General features: G+C 27.7%; 25 protein-coding genes and 1 pseudogene. 1 reads left to right on the top strand and 25 read right to left on the bottom strand.

Going from position 1 to position 21376, the window contains the following annotated elements:
* Positions 1 to 217 precede the first annotated feature (217 nt).
* Positions 218 to 1840: a right-handed parallel beta-helix repeat-containing protein gene (locus tag QZ146_RS02185; RefSeq protein WP_295722004.1), complete on the bottom strand. Its 1623-nt coding sequence runs from the start codon at positions 1838 to 1840 to the stop codon at positions 218 to 220.
* 195 nt (positions 1841 to 2035) lie between these two features.
* Entirely contained in the window at positions 2036 to 3235 is a 1200-nt protein-coding gene (locus QZ146_RS02180; protein WP_295722003.1) for a glycosyltransferase, read from the bottom strand.
* Positions 3236 to 3353: 118 nt separating this feature from the next.
* Here QZ146_RS02180 and QZ146_RS02175 point away from each other — a divergent pair, with 118 nt between their 5' ends.
* Entirely contained in the window at positions 3354 to 3767 is a 414-nt protein-coding gene (locus tag QZ146_RS02175) for a DUF3795 domain-containing protein (RefSeq protein WP_295722002.1), read from the top strand.
* A 210-nt stretch (positions 3768 to 3977) separates the two neighbouring features.
* Here the strand turns inward: QZ146_RS02175 and QZ146_RS02170 are convergent, their stop codons facing one another.
* The 23 genes and pseudogenes from QZ146_RS02170 to QZ146_RS02060 form a co-directional block, all read right to left on the bottom strand.
* Complete coding sequence (locus tag QZ146_RS02170; protein ID WP_295722001.1) at positions 3978 to 4976, bottom strand: NAD-dependent epimerase/dehydratase family protein; 999 nt, start codon at positions 4974 to 4976, stop codon at positions 3978 to 3980.
* Between the two features lie 203 nt (positions 4977 to 5179).
* Positions 5180 to 5815, bottom strand: coding sequence for an HPP family protein (locus QZ146_RS02165; protein WP_295722000.1), 636 nt, complete (start codon positions 5813 to 5815; stop codon positions 5180 to 5182).
* Between the two features lie 297 nt (positions 5816 to 6112).
* Positions 6113 to 6961, bottom strand: coding sequence for a 4Fe-4S binding protein (locus QZ146_RS02160; protein WP_295721999.1), 849 nt, complete (start codon positions 6959 to 6961; stop codon positions 6113 to 6115).
* A 189-nt stretch (positions 6962 to 7150) separates the two neighbouring features.
* Complete coding sequence (locus QZ146_RS02155; protein ID WP_295721998.1) at positions 7151 to 8134, bottom strand: carbohydrate kinase family protein; 984 nt, start codon at positions 8132 to 8134, stop codon at positions 7151 to 7153.
* A gap of 14 nt (positions 8135 to 8148) precedes the next feature.
* Positions 8149 to 9042 carry a formylmethanofuran--tetrahydromethanopterin N-formyltransferase gene (locus tag QZ146_RS02150; protein WP_295721997.1) on the bottom strand — a complete coding sequence of 298 codons (894 nt, stop codon included), beginning with the start codon at positions 9040 to 9042 and terminating at the stop codon, positions 8149 to 8151.
* A 14-nt stretch (positions 9043 to 9056) separates the two neighbouring features.
* The gene (locus tag QZ146_RS02145; protein ID WP_295721996.1) at positions 9057 to 10142 is read right to left on the bottom strand and encodes an HAD hydrolase family protein; all 1086 of its coding nucleotides are present in this window, start codon (positions 10140 to 10142) and stop codon (positions 9057 to 9059) included.
* 68 nt (positions 10143 to 10210) lie between these two features.
* On the bottom strand, positions 10211 to 11797 hold the full coding sequence (locus QZ146_RS02140; protein ID WP_295721995.1) for a 4Fe-4S binding protein: 1587 nt from the start codon (positions 11795 to 11797) through the stop codon (positions 10211 to 10213).
* Entirely contained in the window at positions 11787 to 12842 is a 1056-nt protein-coding gene (locus QZ146_RS02135; protein WP_295721994.1) for a 4Fe-4S binding protein, read from the bottom strand. Before QZ146_RS02135 ends, QZ146_RS02140 begins: the two co-directional genes overlap by 11 nt.
* 31 nt (positions 12843 to 12873) lie before the next feature.
* Positions 12874 to 13992, bottom strand: coding sequence for a nickel-dependent hydrogenase large subunit (locus tag QZ146_RS02130; RefSeq protein ID WP_295721993.1), 1119 nt, complete (start codon positions 13990 to 13992; stop codon positions 12874 to 12876).
* A gap of 12 nt (positions 13993 to 14004) precedes the next feature.
* Positions 14005 to 14472: an NADH-quinone oxidoreductase subunit B family protein gene (locus QZ146_RS02125; RefSeq protein WP_295721992.1), complete on the bottom strand. Its 468-nt coding sequence runs from the start codon at positions 14470 to 14472 to the stop codon at positions 14005 to 14007.
* Positions 14473 to 14637: 165 nt separating this feature from the next.
* Positions 14638 to 15015 carry a DUF1959 family protein gene (locus QZ146_RS02120; RefSeq protein ID WP_295721991.1) on the bottom strand — a complete coding sequence of 126 codons (378 nt, stop codon included), beginning with the start codon at positions 15013 to 15015 and terminating at the stop codon, positions 14638 to 14640.
* Between the two features lie 29 nt (positions 15016 to 15044).
* Positions 15045 to 15368, bottom strand: coding sequence for an energy-converting hydrogenase subunit EhaL family protein (locus tag QZ146_RS02115; protein ID WP_295721990.1), 324 nt, complete (start codon positions 15366 to 15368; stop codon positions 15045 to 15047).
* Between the two features lie 19 nt (positions 15369 to 15387).
* Entirely contained in the window at positions 15388 to 15645 is a 258-nt protein-coding gene (locus tag QZ146_RS02110; protein WP_295721989.1) for a hypothetical protein, read from the bottom strand.
* A gap of 34 nt (positions 15646 to 15679) precedes the next feature.
* Entirely contained in the window at positions 15680 to 16543 is an 864-nt protein-coding gene (locus QZ146_RS02105; RefSeq protein ID WP_295721988.1) for a respiratory chain complex I subunit 1 family protein, read from the bottom strand.
* 69 nt (positions 16544 to 16612) lie between these two features.
* Complete coding sequence (locus QZ146_RS02100) at positions 16613 to 16828, bottom strand: SND2/TMEM208 family protein (protein WP_295722036.1); 216 nt, start codon at positions 16826 to 16828, stop codon at positions 16613 to 16615.
* 11 nt (positions 16829 to 16839) lie between these two features.
* Positions 16840 to 17503 (bottom strand): annotated as a pseudogene (locus tag QZ146_RS02095) (hypothetical protein).
* 154 nt (positions 17504 to 17657) lie between these two features.
* Positions 17658 to 18338, bottom strand: a complete 681-nt coding sequence (locus QZ146_RS02090) for an EhaG family protein (RefSeq protein WP_295721987.1) — start codon at positions 18336 to 18338, stop codon at positions 17658 to 17660.
* Positions 18338 to 18931: an EhaF family protein gene (locus QZ146_RS02085; RefSeq protein ID WP_295721986.1), complete on the bottom strand. Its 594-nt coding sequence runs from the start codon at positions 18929 to 18931 to the stop codon at positions 18338 to 18340. The genes QZ146_RS02090 and QZ146_RS02085 overlap by 1 nt, the downstream gene beginning before the upstream one ends.
* Before the next feature lie 27 nt (positions 18932 to 18958).
* A complete protein-coding gene (locus QZ146_RS02080; protein WP_295721985.1) occupies positions 18959 to 19219 on the bottom strand; it encodes an EhaE family protein in 261 nt (86 codons plus the stop codon).
* Positions 19212 to 19490, bottom strand: a complete 279-nt coding sequence (locus QZ146_RS02075) for an EhaD family protein (protein WP_295721984.1) — start codon at positions 19488 to 19490, stop codon at positions 19212 to 19214. Before QZ146_RS02075 ends, QZ146_RS02080 begins: the two co-directional genes overlap by 8 nt.
* 2 nt (positions 19491 to 19492) lie before the next feature.
* Positions 19493 to 19747 (bottom strand): DUF2109 domain-containing protein, encoded by a 255-nt coding sequence (locus QZ146_RS02070; RefSeq protein WP_295721983.1) that lies wholly within the window; start codon positions 19745 to 19747, stop codon positions 19493 to 19495.
* Positions 19748 to 19796: 49 nt separating this feature from the next.
* On the bottom strand, positions 19797 to 20300 hold the full coding sequence (locus QZ146_RS02065; RefSeq protein ID WP_295721982.1) for a hypothetical protein: 504 nt from the start codon (positions 20298 to 20300) through the stop codon (positions 19797 to 19799).
* On the bottom strand, positions 20293 to 20616 hold the full coding sequence (locus QZ146_RS02060; RefSeq protein WP_295721981.1) for an energy-converting hydrogenase A subunit A EhaA: 324 nt from the start codon (positions 20614 to 20616) through the stop codon (positions 20293 to 20295). The genes QZ146_RS02065 and QZ146_RS02060 overlap by 8 nt, the downstream gene beginning before the upstream one ends.
* Between the last annotated feature and the right edge of the window lie 760 nt (positions 20617 to 21376).

The raw sequence follows: 21376 nt of genomic DNA, 5'->3' as shown, positions 1-21376 counted from the left end.
TAGATATGAATTATTTTAAAAGAATTTTTAAAGTTAAAAAGATAAAGGATTAAATTTGTATTAAAAAAATAGATAAAAAAGTATATTGAATTAAAAAAATAGATGTTTAATTAAATTAGTATTAAAAATATAGATAAAAAAAAATTAATGAGAGGTATGAAAAAATAAATATAAAAACAATTATTCCATAATATAAGACTTAATTTATTAAATAAATTTAAAACTTACATTTATAATATTTAACTCTTTTTGAAGAATAGACATTTTTACATCTAACAGTTGCTTTGTTTTTAGAGAAAACAGATCTTGAAAAAGCAGCTTTTTTATTTTGCAGGTAAGCTACACCTCCAATTTTTGCCTTATTACCAACAAATTTAGATTTAGATACATTTAAAGTACCTTGTCTTGTATAAATTGCTCCACCATATCTTTTTCCATAGTTAGATTTGAAATAACTGTTTCTAATATGTACCTTTCCATAAACCGCACAAATTGCTCCACCATCTGTTTTTGCAATATTCTTAATAAATTGACAATTAACAATATTAACATTAGATCTGTATTTATTATCAAAAACTCTTACAGTAATAGCTCCACCATTATAACCTTTATTATTCTGAAATACACAATATTTTACCCAACTGGATAATGAGGCATCTAAACTTACAATTCCCGAATCTTTTAGACTATAATTTTTTCTAAATACAGAGTTCAAAATAGTTGCTCTACCTAACTCATCATCATATATTACTCCAGAATAATAGGATGTATTGTTTTCAAAAATACATTTATAAATATGCAAATTACTTGTTTTTCTTTTACCTTCAGAATAACTTACAACAAGTATTGTACTCATATATGCCTTATTTTGTGTGAAATTAGAATTATATATTTTTACACTACAACCTATAGTAGTTTTAATAGCACTGCCCATACCTCTTTTAAACTTCTTCCAAGCTAAATTACTAACACGTATACATGTATTATTTTTAAAAAATGAAGAATGAATTTCAAGAGCAGAACCCTTATTTGAATATATTGCCGCACCATTAGCATTATAAACCTTATTATTACGTAATACACAATTTCTTAAAACAAGTTTAGATTTTTCACCTAAAAAGATTCCAGCACCCCTACTTTTAGCATAACCAGAATATATTTTAAAATTCTTTATTGTTACATTTAGATTTGGTCTAATTCTAATACATTTAACAAGACCTCTACCATCAATATAATGGCCACCACCATCAATAACAATACTTTTTGTGATACGTACACCTGTTTTAAAACCAGAATCTGTTTTTGGATTATATACACAATTTTGAGTTAATTTAAAAACTTTTTTACTATCTGCAGATTTTATTAAATTATAAAGAGTCCTATAAGAAAAGGTAGGAGCTTTATTAGAGTTTAAAAATTTATTAGCCTTAGATGATGAAATAATTTTAGAATTTGAAACAACTAATGCATTCTTCTTAACTTTATTAGAAATTGTTAAATTATTATTATTTTTCTTAGAACTAGCTAAATTCTTATCATCATTTATAGAACTACTTAAATTCTTATCATCTTTTACAGAACTACCTAAATTCTCATAATCTTTATTGGAACTATTTACTTTCAAATTATTTAAAGCAGATTGATTTTGATCTGCATTATTGGTTTTTATATAGTTTTTGCCAATATTCTTATTATTATCATCATTTGATTGCTCTATTGAAGAATCTGGACTAAATACCTCATCATCTTCACTTTGAACATTATCATTCTCATAAACAACTGACTCAGTTAAAATTGAATCTTCACTGTCAGCTGCTGTGATAGCCGATAATGAAAACAATAATACACAACTAATGATTATAATATATAAATAATTTTTCAAGAATAAATTCACCTTAATTACATTTTGTTAAGTTTATTTAAAAAAATTAAAATTTTTAAAAAAAAATAATAAATTAGGCATAATTTATTAATATTATAATTTTAGTAATTCCTCATTTATATATTTGATTATCAAATAAGAATTTATAAAAAATTAATGATTTTTAACTAAATCATTTAAGACTTTTTCAAATTTATCGGTAATAACTTCCCAATCATTATCTTTTACATATTCACGTGCGGTTTTTGCAAGAACATCATATTCACCACTTTGAATTATAGACTCTGCTTTATCTAGAACTTCATCTGCCCCTTGAACATATTCAACACCATGATTATATCCAAATTCCGTTGAAATTCCTGGAAGTTCACTAGCAATAACCACTTTTTCCATTGCCAAATATTCATATATCTTAATTGGCACAATATCCTGCATAATCTCTTCGTCAATATATGCTGGAAGAAGACAGAATGTAGCAGAAGATAAAAATTCAGGTATCTTATCAAAGGGTTGACGACCTGTTAAAATTAGCTGGTCATGGAGGTTGTAATCCTGTTTTATTTTAATCAAATCATCATATGCATCTCCATCTCCGACAACAAGAAGTTTATAGTTAGGATATTTCTCTTTTTCTTGACCTAACTTAATTGCAAGTTCTTTTATACCTGCAAAATCATATATAAAACCCATAAAGAAAAGTACAATATCATCATCCTTAATATTATATTCAGATTTAATTGCACTTGAGTCGAGATTTGGATTATAGGAATTGAAATCAATACCTGCATCTATAAGGATCGTATCCTCTCTTTTAGCACCAAGTTGAACTGCAAGTTCTGACAATTTTTGATTAATAGTGATAACTTTTGTAGAATTTTTTATTGCCTTTTTATTAATATATTTGCCAAAGGATTGGAAGGTTTTCTCAGGAATCAGTGCATATAATACATCAATCAAGTAATATACAAAAGGAATATCATATTTTTGAGCTAATTTTGATGAGGTATATGCATTAAGTAGTCCTAATGATACAATTACATCAGGTTTAAAATTTTCAATTTGATATTTCACTTCATTTTTATGAGAACAATACAATGAAAGATAGTTAAGTAAAGGTTTTTTAATAAATGAAGGCCTTATAACCTGAACATTTGCACGCTCATCAATTTTAGAAACATTATCTATAACTTCTCTTTCAAACTTAAAACCCCCATTATCATCTTTAGGCCAATCAATAGGATAATCTATAACCTTAACCTCATGACCTCTAATAGACATCCTATCCATAAGATGATGTTGCTGATGAGGATTCCTTTTTAACCAATCTGACTCTTGAACAACTAAAATTTTCATAATAATCAATAAAAATAGTTTATTATTTAAGTTTTATAAAATAATAATATTTAAAATTATACCCAAATCAATTTATAGAAACAAATAAAAATTCACATAAAATAATACAAGTGATAATATGAAAATGCCTGAAAAGATTAATAGTGAATTATATGCCCCCTGCGGTATAAATTGCATTAGCTGTGAAGATTATCTAAAAGAAAATAATCCCTGTTCCGGATGCCTAATCAGTGACAGGGGCAAAAAGAAAAGTGCACTTAAATGTAAAATCAAAGGATGTTATGATAAAAAGAAATTTAAATACTGTGGAAGATGTAGTGAATTCCCATGTAAACTAATAAAAAAACAAGATAAAAATTCGATTAAAAGATATGATTTTTCTACATTAGAAAGTGCTAAAAGAATACAGTACATGGGAATTGGAAAAATCATAGAAACAGATAAGACAAATTGGACTTGCCCAGAATGTGGAGGTATAATAACTTACCAAAAGAAAAAGTGTAGTGACTGTGGATTTGAGAAAAATATATAAAAATTAAACTAATGTAATAAAACTATTTAAATTTAAAAAAAAGTAGGTAAAACTAATATTAGAGCATAATAAATTTAAAAAATTAAATAAAAGAATAGAATGAATATTTAAATCAGACTATTAAATCAATAAATAAATTAAATTAAGTTAAATTAAGTTATATAAAATAATAAATATAAATAAAAAAAATATTAAGGAAAACTTGAAAATCTAATCGAATTCAGCTGATTCTTGAATATTATCCCAATTTTCACTAAACCAATCATGAACCTTAACAAGCCCATCATCAAATGAAACAGTTGGTTTATATCCTAAAATATCTTTAGCTTTTTCAATTGAAGATAAAAGTTTAGTTTTAGCGTCCCAATTACGCCTCTGTTTAAACTCAATTCCTGCAGGATTATCTGACAATTCATTAACTCTGTTTGCCATATCTATTACACGATGGTCCTGACCTGAACCTAAGTTAATAGCTTCACCAATAGCTTCCTCTTCAATACCCATAGCTATAAGACCATTACAGATATCTCCAACAAAAGTCCAATCTCTTGTTTCAGTACCTTCACCAGTAATAGGTAATGCCTGATGATTAATAGCCCAATAGAAGAAGTTAGGAATAACATTTCTATATTTACCTGGAACCTCACCTGGACCAAAAACATTAAAGAACCTTGCATTAACAATAGGCATATCATATAAATTATGGAAGTAATTGGTATATAATTCACCGAGTAATTTAGTTAATTGGTAAGGAGTGTGTAAAGAAATAGAAATATCATGTTCTTCAAATGGCATTTTAGAATCTAAACCATAAACTCCACAACCACTAGATGAATAAACAAATCGATCAACACCTGTTAATTGAGCATGTTCTAATGTTTTAAGAATTCCTAAACCATTAACCATTAAATCGGTTTCTGGTTGATCTACACTATTTTGATTTGCAAAATGTGCTGCTAAATGATAAACATAATCTGGTCTTTCTTTAAAGACTCTTTTTAAATCCTCATCATTAAGAATATCTCCTTTAATAAATTCAATATTGTCTTTTTCTGGAATATTCCAATGATAAGCAGATGACATATTATCAAAAATAATTACCTTATCGGCACCTAAATCAGCAAGTTTACGAGATAAATTACTACCAACACAACCTGCACCACCAGTTACTAAAACAGTTTTTCCTTCAAATTCATTATATGTTCTCATGAAATCCCTTAAAAAATTTTTATAAGAATTAAATATAAAATTAAAAATTTAAACATAAATAATATGATTATTTATTTATATCTTTACATTAATATAATTAAGTTTCAAATTGAATTTTTATAAAAAATAATAAATCATTAACAATAGGTTTAAAAAATTAAAAATAAAAATAAAAAAAAGTTTATAAAACTAGGATTTATTAATTATTTACGTCTTTGTCCAATTTTACGAGCAATTACTAACTCACCAACAGATATTAAACCTACAAAGAAGTTTTCAAGGCCACCAGTTGCCCAAACAGCATTACCAAATGTTGCTTCATGAATGTTTTCATCATACTCTTTGGGAGTAATTTTAATACCAGTATTACGAGTAGATACAATTGCAGATGCTTTCATAAGCTCATCCCATGTAACACCTTTTAATTGATCTTGCATAGCCTCATATATTTTATAAACTTTTGTTTCATATAATTCAGAAAATGTATCAATAATATCAAAAGAACGTATAATACCTTTTAAAATTTCATTATCATCAAATACAGGAACATCTAAAACTCTATCTTCACTTACTTCAAGAACTGCTTCTCTTACAGAATCTTTTTCATATAAGGCATGTGTTTCCTCAGGATTATGCATTATTTCAGAAATTTTATCATTATTTTCTCTTAAACCTTTTGTAATATCTAAAGCTGTTACCCATCCTATTAACTTATTATTATCATCTACAACAGGACAAGTAAATCTTTTATGGTCTTCCATAATTTTAGATACTTCATCTATAGAATCAAATGCTTTAACACTTAAAAAATTTTTATCCATCATATCTTTTGCTTTCATAATAAACCCTTCATTTTATTCTATAAACCCTTTTTATTTTATTTATGAATCTGATTTTATTTAATATAATTTTAACTTGATTTCAAATTTAAATTTGAATATGAATATGAATTCTAATTTGTAGTTTAAATTTGAATTCTAATTTAAAATTTGAATATGAATTCAATCTAATGTGAATTTTATAATAAAGTTATGAATTTAACTTATTTAATTGATTTAATTACTTATGGGAATTTAAATTAATTGAACCATATACTCATAAAGGAATTTTAATGGCATATGATAAATTATAAAAAGCTAATCATAATTAAACTCTACATCCTCAAAGTTTAATGCTCCAACAGGACATTTCATTGTACAGACATTACATCTAATACATTTATCATCATCAAGCTCTGGAATATTATTTGAATTTAATACAATAGCATTTGTTGGACAGTTTTCTTCACATAAAAAACATGACACACATGTATCTTCATCTATTATAAGATTTTTCGTTGGAATTACAGGACCTAAATATCGATCTAATATGTAAACATCCTGAGCACATATATTTACACAAGAACCACAGCCAAGACATAAATCTTTATTGATTATAGGATATAATTCCCCTTCAATAAGAGTATCATAATTTTGAGATTCTACATCTTCAATGTATGATTTTGATTTTAATTTATTTGCGTTAGTTGGACAAAATTTAACACAATGACGGCATCCTATACATTTAGATCTATCCATTTCTATATTATTTAGTCTTATAACCCTGTGAGGAATATTAAATTCATTAAATGTATAATCTATTGTTTGGTCTTTAATTTCTTCCGCCTCATTATTTATAATGGCTTCAGATTCAAAAATGTAAATTGATGAAATTGGACAAGTTTCCACACATATTTCACATTTTACACAATTATCCAATATTCTTGCACGTTTAGAATATGTTGAATCACTTATAGCACCGACAGGACATTCTTCAACACAAAGATTACACCGTACACAACGAGGAGATATTGCTATAAATCTTTCTTTAGATTGAAAATCTCCTATGTCCACTTTAAAATCTTCAATATCATCATCTAATTCTACAGATTTTAAAATGACTTCTTTTTCTAAAAGGTCCATCTTTTTTTGAAATTTAATTTCCATAAGCTACCATCCTATATGTGTTAAATTATATACTTTATTAATAATAAAATTTTTTCATAATTTTGCTTTTTTAATAAAAGTTATAAAGTATTTTTGAAGAATTATCAAATTTAATTAAATAAATTAATTAATGTTTTAAAAAATAACTTTATAAACAGTATTTAGAATTTTTTAAACAATTGTAATTTATCAATCTCCATAATATTCCTGTAAAAACATATCCAATTCTTTTTTATCTGGAAAATTGGAGGTACCAATACCAGAAACTGACCTTGAAGCCACCCAATTACCTATAGTAATTGATTTTTCCAAGCCAAAACCATTAACATAAGAATATAAAAATCCTGCATTAAAAGAATCACCTGCAGCTGTTGTATCAACAGGTTCAACTTCAAATATTGGAACTTTTACTTCATCATCATCTGAATTAATACCATATGCCCCTTTAGATGATCTTTTAACAACCACTGTTTCAATACCATCATCCCGTATTTTAAGGGCTAAATCTCTAAAGCTTAAATCTTCATCTTCGGCAATATTATCTCTTTTTCTATAATACTCTTCAAATAATACAAAGAGTTCATTTTCATTAATAAGTAAAATATCTGTTCGATCCAGTATAACTTTTAGTGCATCAACACCTAATTTTGCATATATAAGACCGGGATCAAAACTTAGTTTTAAGGAATCTGGAAGTAATTTAATTAATTCTTTTTGAGTTTTAAAGCTTTTTGCGAATAGTGAAGTATAATGTAAGATTTTACCTCTTGAAAGTTCTATTAAATTAATCTCACCTAAATCTATGTCTTCATTAACACCAGTCTGAATATATAGTGCTCTTTCACCGTTCTCGTCAACAAATCCTAATGCCTGACCAGATACTCCCTCATCAGCATATATTAAGTTATTTAAGTATACATTATGTTTTACAAGATTATATTCAAGAATTTCTCCTTCTTTATCATTTGCTATTTTACCAATATATGAAGTGGTTAGGTTTAATTTTGCAAGACCAATTATTGTATTTGCTGCAGAACCTCCAGGACTATATTCTTCCTTTAAAATTGCACTTTCTTCATCATGACATGCAATTGAATCAACAGTATATAACTTATCAAGATTTAATGCACCAAATCCAATAACATCATATTGAATATCATCAGCAATTTCCATAATAACACCAAGTATTAAATACCTAAAATATCATGTAAATAGAAGGTATCTTCTCCTAAATTACCACCAAAGTTACCTGCAGAAATTTTTACTATTCCTTCAACATCTAAAATACTATCTATTCCAGCTTTAACTGCATTTCTCATTGACTCTTCATCAACTGCATCTATAACAATTTCAGGAATATAATTTACTTTATCAGGAACCTTAGATTCATCACCTAAACGATTTTTAAGTGATGGACAATATGGATGATTAGTTGAAGGACCTATTTGAGGAAAATTAGTTTCAGGTTTACTTGCAGCAGAACATATACCAAATGGTGCACATGCCCCTGGAACTTCTAAAATAGCATTGACTATTTTTCTACCTGCTTCAAGAACAGCCTCTTTAGTACTACACATATACCAGAAATTAGCCCCCATAATCCCATTTCCATATCCTAATTTATTATCGATTAAAAAGTCAGGTACTGCTATAGGAACATGAATCATTTCACGACCATATATTTCTTCTTCCCATTCATAACCATCACCACAGTGACCTACCTGCTCCATCATAGGAATATAACCTACTGGATTAACAGTATATGAAAACATTGATGTAAATGGTTTAACTAAAATATCCTGGCGAATCCTATAAGATAATTCTAGTTCATATTTTTTTAAATCATCAATACTATACCAGTAGTGAGTAATATAACCAGGTCTGCCATCAGGTGTTTTATCTTTTGAAAGAGGACCTTCCACACCCCCTTCAATTCTTCCAATAACCGAACTTGGAGTTGAAGTTGAATCATAAGCTGCCTCTTTTGCGGTTAATTCATCTTCAGCTGTAATTAATGCTCTTATATATTTTCCTCTAAAACTTTCAAAGAAAGTATCTTCAACTAAACTATAATCTGTCATATTATCACAAAACATTACATTATAGAAGCTACATCATCACCACGGACTTTATGCCTCATCTCAGTACTTTTTTTAATTAATTCTTCCCTATTCTCATCGGTAATTTTAGCAATAATAGGGTACTGTTTACCATCAAAGTGTTCTTTAAAGTAATCTAAGAATTTATGACTAATTCTAAATCCTTCATACATCCCTTCAGGTAAATATTCATATTGATCTATAAATCCCAAAGTATAATATTTTCCAAGTCTTGCAAATAAATCAAGTATAACTGCAAATGCAATTGCATCTTCTGTAATTATTGCAATATCTGCATTTTCTACTGCATATTTATTTCCATTAAATGAAATAGCTAAACCTCCATTTGATTTAACATAACTAAGAGGTTCTAAATCAGTAATGCTATCTCCAACATACATAACATTACTTAAATCAACATGATTTTTTGATATAATATCTTTAACTGAATTTTCTTTTTCCACGCCACCAACAGGCTTAATTTTATTCATAATTTTATATGAATCCAAGTTTTTTATTTGATTAAAAAATATATCATTTAAGGTATTGAAATCTTCTTTAAGTTGTTTTGAATCTTCATTGCCCCTAAAATCAATAATAGATTTACATTCTAAAATCTTTACTCTAAATTCTTCAATTTTTTCCTTTTCATCTTCTGTTATTTCATATTCATCTAAGTCTACATTTGTTTTATATGTATTTTCAAAGGAAAAATCATATTTATCACATAAAGCATGAATATATTGACTATAACTTGTACTTACAATATAGGAATCTATGAAATTATTACTTAGAAAAAAGACATTTTCGATTCCGCAAACAGCATTAATATTTTCTTTAGAATAATTAATTAAATCCTGATTTTTAATACCTGCTGCTTTAAAAAATGGAGTTATAAATGCTAAAGTTCCACCAATATGATAACCTTCCTTTTTTTCAACTTCCACCAAATAATCATCAAAACTACTTAAAATTTTATATAATTCTTCTCCATCTTTAATAAAATGTGAACACATTTCAAAAGCATTATCATTTAAGGCTAATGGACCTTCACAATCAGTAATATAAACTTTATTTGTCAAATTATCTCTCCTGGCCAATATAATTTTTAATGAATAATAAATATTTTTTATAAAAATAAATAAAAAAATTAATTCTCATCTTTATTATTTTGATTATCTAAAGACGAAATATCTTGTGAGATGTTTTCAAAATCATTTTCTTCACTAAAATCTTTTTCACTAATATTAGAATTTTCATTATCTATATCAGCAGAATTATTTTTATTATTATCTTTTTGTTCTTCTAAAGGAGTATTTTCATTAGAATTATCTTCAGAAGTGCTTAATATAATATTGATTGCATTTACAGGACATAAATATTCACATTCCCTACAATAAATACAATCATCTTCAATAAAATTAATATGATCGTTTTCATTTAATTTAAGTGCATCTGTTGGACAATTGTTTACACATACCCCACATCCTTGACAAGCCATATTAGATATTTCTAGTCTTCCACTTCTTGGTTCATGAATTTCACTAGAGATATAAAATATCTTATCATCTTCAGATTCAAATGATTCTTCAAGTAAAGTAATATAATCAAACCTACATGCCTCAACACATTTTGCACAGTAAACACATTTATCAGTAATATGTACAGGAGCAGGATAATCTAAATATATTGCTCCTTCAACTGGACATACATTTATACACTCACCACAACCAATACATCTAAATTCATCTACAAAAATTCTTCTTTTTGGAGGGAATGAATCTATAAGATTTTTGACTTCAGCAATATGATAATTTGATCCTGTAATATCATCAAATTTTTTATTAATTAAATCTGAAGCATTAAATTTAAGTTCAAGTGAACATTTAAAGTCATGAAAATCATCAGGTTGAACTTCACTTTCACATTGTTCATCTAATTCATTTGAAAATTGTATTGCAAGATCAGATACTATTCTATCAATTCTTGAAATATTATGAGATAAGATTGAAATATCTTTTTCTACAATTTCATTAATTGTATCAGATGTTCTAATTTTACTATACTCTGCATATGCTCTTTTACGTGAAGAAAATTTAATTGCTGTTGATGGACAAGCATGCATACATTCTTCACATCTTGCACAGTAACCAGGATTAATATATGGTAATTTTAATGTTTCACTAATTAAAATAGAACCTTTAGATGGACATACTCTTGTACATGTCATACAACCAATACATTTTTTATGATTAACAACAATAGCTTTACCCCCTTTAACTGTACGAGGTAATATTTCACCATATTTTATAGCATCAGTTGGACATACTCTATAACAATATCCACATCTCATACATTTATCTTCATCAATTTCACTAAATGTATCTGAACCGACTGATTTAAGATGAATAGCACCTGTTTTACAATTTAAAACACAAGCCCCACATGAACGACATAAAGCTTTATTAATATTTGGAATATTTTCCTTAATAGGTTCTGCAATTTTTGTTTCCATAATAATTGCATCATAAGGACATGCATTCCTACATAAAACACATCCAAAGCAGGATTCATGTAATCTAATATTACCATTAGGATCCAAATAGATTGCATCAATAGGGCATGATTTTATACAAGGTTTATCCATACAATGAGCACATTTATTATCATCAATATCCCATTGAACTTCTACTTCACGAATGGATTTTCCAAAACGCTCATATTCTTCATCCTTCATTGTGCTCACCTTTTATAAAATCATAATCTAATTGAGATGGTTTAACTGTTATATACATATATTCCTCTCCATCATCATCTATATCTAAAACAAATTTAGAAAGGAAGTATTTTATAACACCGAATGGACAAGTTTGATAACAAATACTACATCTACAACATTTATCTTTATCCCTTACTATAGTGTCTTTTTCATTATCAAAACTTATAGCTCCAATTGGACATTCTGGAACACACATTTGACATTTTTTACACATATCACTATTCCATGTAACAATTCTAACCTTTAATCTGTCCACTGCATTTTCTATAATCTCATGTGCAATTTCTGCATCAGGAATAATTTTTAATGCATCATCCCATATTTCAGATAATGGGATTTTTAACTGTAATAATGATTCTCTTTGTAATTTCTCCAAGTCTTCTTGCTTTGATTCAATATATTTTTCAAGAGTAGATACAACTAAATTGATTAATTTCTTTTGATCTTCCAAATTATCAACAAATACTCCTTTCATTGCACCTTTAACCTTACAGGCATCAACACAATCCCCACAAGTAATACATTTAAGTTGGTCCACTACTATTTTACTATTCTCTTCTTTGATTGCATTTACAGGACATGCTTTAATACATGCCTTACATTTAATACATAAATAATCATCAACAATATAACGTCTTTTAGATGGTATAATACTAAATTCTTCTTTAATAAAGTGGTTTTCACCACATTCTAAAGTTTTTGGATCAGATGGACAAACTTCTGCACAGAACCCACATCTAATACAACCACTTTCATTAATAACAGGATAAGTTAATCCTTCAGCTTCCTCAGTAGTTTTATCTCTAACTAATTTAATTGCAGTTGGAGATGGACAACTTGCAGTACATGATCCACATGCTATACAATTTTCCGGAATAACTTTTGGAAAATCTCTAAATCGAGGAGGTTTATCAATAATAGATTCCTGTGATTTAGCATCTGCAAATCTAGTAATCCATGCTTTTCTTGCAAATTCATACATATACCAAATAATAGAACTCATAATCCATCATCTTTTAATAATAATCATTATATTAATACATTTCTTTTACTTCAACTGTTTTAGCAGCTTTATCGGTTATTTGAACACGTTCTGCACATGCAATACAAGGATCACATGAAGCATAAGTTGACATTGCATCAGCAATTGTTGCAACTCCAGGCAGCATATATTTTGCACAGGAGTCAATATTATTTATACTTGGAGTACGAATAGATATATTTTTAATCAAATTACCATTAGTCTCACACATATACCTTACTTCTCCACGTGGAGCTTCATTTCTCCAATCATAGTAACCTGTCTTAATTTCAATAGGTTTTCTAATATCTCCTTTAGGCATATTTTCAATAGCTTGTCTAATTAAATCAATAGATTGAGGTATTTCATCAAATCTATTCATAGTACGAGCATAATTATCTCCTTCTTTTCTCCAAATAGGTTCAAAATCAAAATAATCTTTATAAGTATGGTGAAACTCACGACAATCATGTTTTAATCCAGATGCCCTACCTATAGGCCCTACAGCACGACCCTTTAATGCTTCATCTCTTGACATTAGACCTACACCTTTAGATCTAAGTCCAATTACAGGTCCTTCTGAAAACATGTCAACAATTCTTTGATGATTGTCTTCGATAACTTTTAAATTGTCAAGGATTTTTTTAAAATGGCCTTCATCTGCATCCATTCTAACTCCTCCTACAACATTCCAGCCCATATTTACACGATTACCTGAAATTAACTCAAGTGAATCCATAGCATATTCTCTTAGTTCCAATACCTTCATAAATAACATTTCATGGTCTAATGTTTTAAAGTAGGTTGAATTAGCAAGATAATGGGATTGTATTCTATCTAATTCATTTACAATAACCCTTAAAAATTGAGCCCTAGGAGGTACCACTTCACCAGCCATAAGTTCTAATACTTCTGCAAAAGATTGGGTGTGCTCATATGAACAAATACCACAAATTCTCTCACAGAGATAAATACATTTTTGCCAGGTTTTACCTTCCATAATTTTTTCTATACCTCTGTGAACATAACCATAATCAATTTCCGCTTTAAGGACTTTTTCTCCCTGAGTTTCTAATTTTAATCTTAATGGTTCTTTTAAACCAGGATGTACTGGGCCTATTGGTACTATCATATCTTAACACCTCTACTCATAATCTTCTATTTCCCGATTTGCCTGACTTTTAGCAAGCATAGCACCAGGCGCTACTTTTAGTACAGCACTTATAATTTCACTAGGCCTTGGAGGACATCCGCTAACTGCTGCATCAACCGGAATGAAATTAGATGCTGGGGCATTGACTCTTCCGCCCTCTTGAGCAAAAACATCCCCTGATTGAGGACAGTTACCAACAGCTAAAACAACTTTTGGTTCTGGAGTTTTAGCATATATTCTTCTTAATTTATCTTCCCATTGCTCTGTAACAGCACCTGTTAAGAGTAATATGTCTGCATCACGAGGATTATTTTGTAAGTATATACCATATTGCTCAAGGTCATATCTTGGTGACAAGCATGCAACAAGCTCAACATCACAACCATTGCATCCACCACAATTAATAATACACACATTAATTGAAGTTTTTCTTACAATATCCTTTAAGCGACTAAGCATTATTATTACCTCAAAATCTTTTAATTTATCTTTAATCTATTATAAACTTGATTTATCTATTTTTAATTTTAAAATGTTTTATAATTTAATATTTAGTTTTTCATTGATTTGAAAATATTATTAATAAAATAATCTAATTATACAAATATATTTTAATTATTTAAATTATCTAATCTTTTCCAGTATTAACTTTTTACCATCTTCCACTGCTTGATTATAATCATATCCATCCAAAACTTTTAAGCTTAATTGAACCTTTAAATCTGAAGCATCCTCTTTTGACATTAACTCTAAAATATCAACATACCAAAATAATTTTAAATCAATATCAAGTTTATTCATAATCATTTCAGGCATAGTTGATTCATAAGTAGAATGAAGTGAACTTAAAGATGACATATCCAAATGTTTCATAAGAATATCTTCAAACTCTTCTTGAGATATTCCTAATTCTTTTGATAAGGGAATTACTATATCTCTTTGCCATTTGAAACTTCTTAAAATCCTTAATTTATAAAGTTTCATTTTTTCTTCATTATCCATATGAATCACCAAATAATAAATTTATTACATTATATATGAGTAATTAACCATATAAATAAAGATACTACAAATCCTATAACAGTTTCTCTTCTACCATAACCAGGCCTCATATCTATTACAAAACCTATTAAAAACACACCAATACTTATTAAAATAAAGCTTGGTATAATATTTAATAAATTAAAGTTTAAAGCTAAAATCCAACCAATTATAGCCATAGCTAAGATAGGTATGTTGATTTTTTCTTTAACAACAAATGGTTCTAAATGTATTGAATAGCTATAGAGAAGACCTAAAGCAGCTCCAACTATAAATACTATTAGATATATTAAGAAATATAGTTCTTCCATCATAATACTCACATTTCATTAATTATATTGGTTTATAAGCTACTATCATCAATATACAAATTACTATAAATGTTACAAAAAATGCAATTTTTTCTATTTGTTCTGAAAGTTTAGCATTATTTTCTTTATTTTGATATAATATAAATGGGGTAATAATTATAGCTATAACTAATAAAGGTAATGTCACTTTACTTTGAAATATTATAACAAGTGCGCTAATGAATATTATACCAATAGCTACTAGTGATGTAAGAACTAAAAAGTCTTTCTCCCCACTCATTTTATCTCTCCTAATCTATTATTTTTAAATTTCTTTAAATCATTATTGGAATTATAGTGCCAATAGCACAAATTAGTGCAATAGATAATTGACTCATTACAGAATGATTCGGATTTAACATAGGGGTTATTGCACTTATAAAACCTGTTATAATTGTAATTATAATCATTCCAATAAAAATCCAAAGTAATGATATTGGACCAAAAAATATGGTCAAGAACAACCATAATAAAACATACCACATTATAGATTCTGAAAGCATAATATATCCTCTTAAGAATCCAAAATGTTCTGTTTCAAACCCTGAAATAATATCCTTACCTGTAGTTATTGAAAATGGTGAATATGGAGCCTTAGTAACAATAATCATAAAGAACATTAATGCAAGTAATGGAGCTTTATATATTAAAGGTCCATGAACCTGCTGATATGTAATAATTGCTCCAATATCCATAGTATGAGTTATAAGATAAAGTAATGCAACTGAAGCAAATAATAAAAGCTCTGAAGATGCAGAGAAAACTGCCCTTACACAACTTAATTTACCATAAGGTGAACCTGATGATGAACCAGAATTATGTTCTACAATCTTATGAACTGCATAAATACCAAAGATTATCATCAATGATCCTTTAAGTACAGGACCTACAATTATACCCGTAACCCATATAGCACATAATATAACTGTTATTGCTATATAAAATGGTTTTGAAATAGTTTTAGGCCATGAAGATTCTTTAAAGAAGAACTTTAAAGAATGTAATAAATATTGTATTAAAGGAGGTCCTGGCCTTAACTGAACACGAGCCATAACTTTTCTATGTAAACCTAAAAGTAAGCTTCCAAATAGAAAAGCTAAACATACATTTATTAGAATATCAGCCATTAAATTATACATATTTAATCGAATACAAATTTTATTGATTTAATTAGTAAATTCATAATTAAATCCCAATAATATTTGGATTTAATATCCAATAAATGGTTCTTGTATTCTTTCCTCCTTTTCGTCTTTTTTAGGTTTTGCCATTGAAAGCAAACCAAATGAAAGGATGAAAAATGGTATAAATATTATTGCTATTGTAATAACTATCCAGTCTGCAGGATTAAATATTAATCCATATAATATAGCAATTGTTGAGATAATAAGTAAAATTATACTTACAATTTTTAATTTATTCATTTTTTTCACCTTTATGTACAAATGATAAGTAATACTTCAATTACTCTTATAATAATAAATAATGAACTTAAGTGTACAATTAATAAGAAAGGAGATCCTGGTGTTCTAAACATTTCTGCCTTAGATGCAAAAAATGGTGCTATACCAGATTCACCACATGCTCCAATAAACATTAAAATTGCACCAAATATCATCATTGCAGTTGGTTTAATAGATTGAATTGCAAGTAAACTAACTGTTCCACATGCACCAAGAATTAATGCAGCACCACCAAATAATGGAAGTGAACACATCATAGCAATTAAACCATATTGGAAAACAGAATCTAGAACTTCTACCTGTTTAACAGATGATATAATACCTATATTTAAGATCCCTATTAAAGACATAAATAAGGTTAAATTATATAAATCTCCTGTAATCATTGCTCCTGCTGTTGCTATACCACATATAATAGATAAAAATCTTCTAGCTTTAAATTCCTTTAAATCGACTTTTTTGGTTTTATCATCCAATGTACCCAATTCTGCTTCAACTTGAGTTTCTGTTCGACCTATTGCAATAAGGAATGTGAATACTAGCATAGTTACAAACATGAACAAATGAAATGGATTAATATATAATACTATATCTCCAAAAGCCAAGTAAATCTCCACCTAAACTTGTTATATCCATAGTTTTCCTCTAAATCTTTTTATGCAATGATTTTAATATTAAATTTTGATTTTTTTATTTATATATTAATTATTAGTTTAATTTTAAATTTTCATATAATATTTAAAGGTTTAAAACCTTTTTAATTTTAAATGATTAAATAAATGTAATATAATTATTTTTTACCATATTCCTCCCTCATGAGAATACCTATAATTCCCATTTTCGTTGCAACTTTTAACATAAGTCCTCCCGCTGCAAGGAATAATGATAATAACCAATACTGAGGCATAAGGAAGAATATACAAAATCCAATAATCCACATACACCAGCCAAGTCCAGATATACCACTAATACCTTCAATTTCAACAACAGGTAATCCTCTTGTCTTTCTGGAGAATATATATAATAGTATACCTCCACCAGCAACTGCTCCACCAGTAAATCCGGTTAAAAATACACCGAAAGCCAATAAAACTAAAGCTATAAAGTTTGGAGCAGTGGTTAAAATTTCCATATCATAAGTCATATCCATAGGAGATAATGATTTATTCATATCTTTTGATTGAATTTTTCTCATTTCACGAGAGATTAAAATCTCACTTATTGCAAGTATTTCTGCAAGTTCTACAACCAAACCTGGAAGTATGAATGATTCTGCAAGGTCAGTACCTACACTTGCAACAATAAGTATCATAGCAAAACCTACAAGATCAGTTAAGATAAGAATATGAATATCTCTTTTTTCCATAGCAATTGCCATTAAAGAAAAGAAACCTATTATAAGTCCTGTATATATTACAGGTAAATACATATTTATATATTCAAAAGGGACATATGGTGGAACCACAGGCATTAGCTTTCCCTCCTCATCTGTTTTCTTTTAGCTTTCTGGTTACTTTTACTTATTTCATTAGCTACTCTATCAGATTCAGAAATGGCAATTTTAACATCTTTTTGAATATTTTCAACCTCATTCTTCCTATTCATAGTATAATTAATAGAAAGCCATGAAGCAATGATGAAAGCCATCATCAATATTGAGGATTCTAAAACCGTATCAAAACCTCTTGTATAATATAAAATCTCATCAATTAATCCACCAGGTGAGGAATATATACTTGTTCCAAAATATGGTGAAATAGACATTACAAACTGGGCAAGCGGCGAAACATAAGAGGTAATCCAACCTAATTTAGGTTCATATTGAGGATATTGTGAATCTGTAATGCCTGGACTATGAAGTACCTCTCCACCACGATCATAAGGAGCTGCCGGATCATTAGCTTCTATTTGAACTTGAGGTTCTAATCTTGGATATATTTGATCCGGATTTAATGCCATAGGCACTAAAAATCCTACTATTAAAAATAATCCCAGAATTAATGCAAATAATCTTGGAACTCTCTTTGGAGTTGCAAACTTATTGAATAAATCACCAATTCTCATAAGAAGCCCCTCCATATATAATTAACATTATACATCAGCCCCCATTTCTTCTAAACGTGAAATTGCTCTAAGTAATATTAATGTACATATAACTGATGTAGCAATCATTGTTAAAAGAGCCAATGTATGGTTATAACATAATAAAATCAATGAGACTCCAACAGAAGCAACTTCAGTATTTAAAGTCCTAACTACAGGGTCTTTAACACCAGGCCCCCAGCAAGTTCCAAGGGTACCGATAATAGTTAGAATGATTCCTGCAATTAACCATATGAAAACATTAAACATTAGGACCACCTTCATTTTGCTTTTTTCTAATCTCATTAATTTTTAAAATTGACATTAAGAAAATAATAGTTGATATAGGGCCTAAAATAGCCATGGCAAAAGCAACATCTAAATATTTAAATGAAACAACAGCAAGTAAAAAACCAGCATCTACAATACTAAATAAAATAACTTTATCTAAAGGTTTCTTTACAAGTATCATACCTAAAGAACCAATTATCATCAAAGCAATTGATATTGTAGTAATGTTAAAAAATCCTAGAAAATCCATACTTACTCTCCATCTAAGACTATTTCATTATCTAATTTATTCAATGTATATGCAATTGCATTAGCACTAATTGTAGATGTTACAAAGAATACTGCTGCAACAATAAGAGCAAATGGTGTATTAATATATAATGCAATTATAGCAGAAGTTGAAAAACCTATGACATTTATATATAATAGTCTTTCAGCTCTATTTTGAGTTACAACTGCTCTTAAAGCCATAAGGATAGTGATTATACCCAAAATTTCCATATACATTTTATCGCCCCATATTAAAAAATATGTAATAATCATTTAAATTAATTTTTTATTCTAATTTAGCGGATCTGTTAAATTTAGCCGCAATAGATCCTAATAGTTTAGAACTATACGGATGAGAAATTCCTTGAATGGTGAATATTGCAATTACCATACCTACAATAAACATTTCTGCAGTAAAACCAAAAAATTTAGTACAAATATATAATATTACAGTCATTGTTAAAGCACCACATGTACCTGCATATCCTGGATCTGCACATAATCTATTTCCAATATAAACTAAAAATCCTGCAAGAATTCCTCCATTAATACCTAAAACTAAAAACCCAATACTACTAAGTAAAGTTCCAGCTGATGCATCAGGAGAACATAATATATTTCCCTGGAAGAAGCCTCCAGATAAGTCTCCACCTCTATCTTTAATGGAACGACCTACAAGGTCTGCTCCTTTCACTCCAGGCTCTTCTGGAAGTGAAAAATAAGTATCAACAATTACGAAATTAAGCCATGAGATAATTGCTGCAAGTATAACTCCTATAATTTCATTCATCAATATCACCTTTTACACTTGGTGAATCTGGAAATACATACTTAAAGAAGTATTTAACAAAAATAGCAGCAATAATTCCCATAATTATTGCAAGTAATTTTCCATCATATAAATAATAAAAATTTATTGAAAAACAGAATGCTAATAGACCCATAGCTATAATAGTAGTGGGAAATATAGCACTTTTAGTCCAGGAAAACCGTCTAGGTTTTTCAGGAAGAAGTGGCAATCTTAAAAACAAAGCCACAATAATAGAAACAAATATTGTAATTAAATAATTTATTAATAACAATGTTCCACTAATTGAATAAATCATATTAATAATATAATAATTTAAATAATATAAAACTTTTGTCTTTAATTTATACAAATTAAAATCACTGAAAATAAATGTTTAAAAATTTTTTTATTTAGAAAAATAAATATTTTAAATAAAAATTAAATGAAATAAAACATTAATTATTCAGAAAAAAAATTAGAAAAAAGACTAAAAAATAATAAGATAATTATAAAAAAATAGTTAAAAAGTATTAAAATTTATTAAAACTAATAATTATTTTAAAATAAAGTTATAATAATTAAAAAAGTATTAAAAATTTATTAAAACTATAGGGGGCTAGATTTTTTAGTATGAGAAACTTGCATAAAAAACCTTATTTTTTCTAAATACAAATTAATTTATATTTATTTTATAACGATGTTTCCATAAAATTCATCAAATTTAAAATAGAAAAATTTAAATCAGCATATTTAAATATAACTGATAACATATATTTATTTGATGATAAAAATGTTACCGAATTTAAATTACGATTCAAAAGACCCAAAATTTAATTTGTTAGACAAAATATTTAAAATTAACAATTCTAAAAAAAAATTAAAGACACATGCAACCGTAAAAAAAAAATTACAAAACATCAAAATGATGGTAAATTCAATTAAAATTCAATTAATAACTATATATTTTAATTATACCGTTTCCGATGTAGTTAATGAGTTAAATCCTAGTACAAAATTGAGAAAAATATGCAGGACTTTCTAAAGAAACACCACCCACAGAGCAAATCTATAAATAC

Source organism: uncultured Methanobrevibacter sp., from assembly GCF_905235195.1.
Lineage (GTDB): Archaea > Methanobacteriota > Methanobacteria > Methanobacteriales > Methanobacteriaceae > Methanarmilla.
This window is presented reverse-complemented; position numbering and strand designations above follow the sequence as displayed.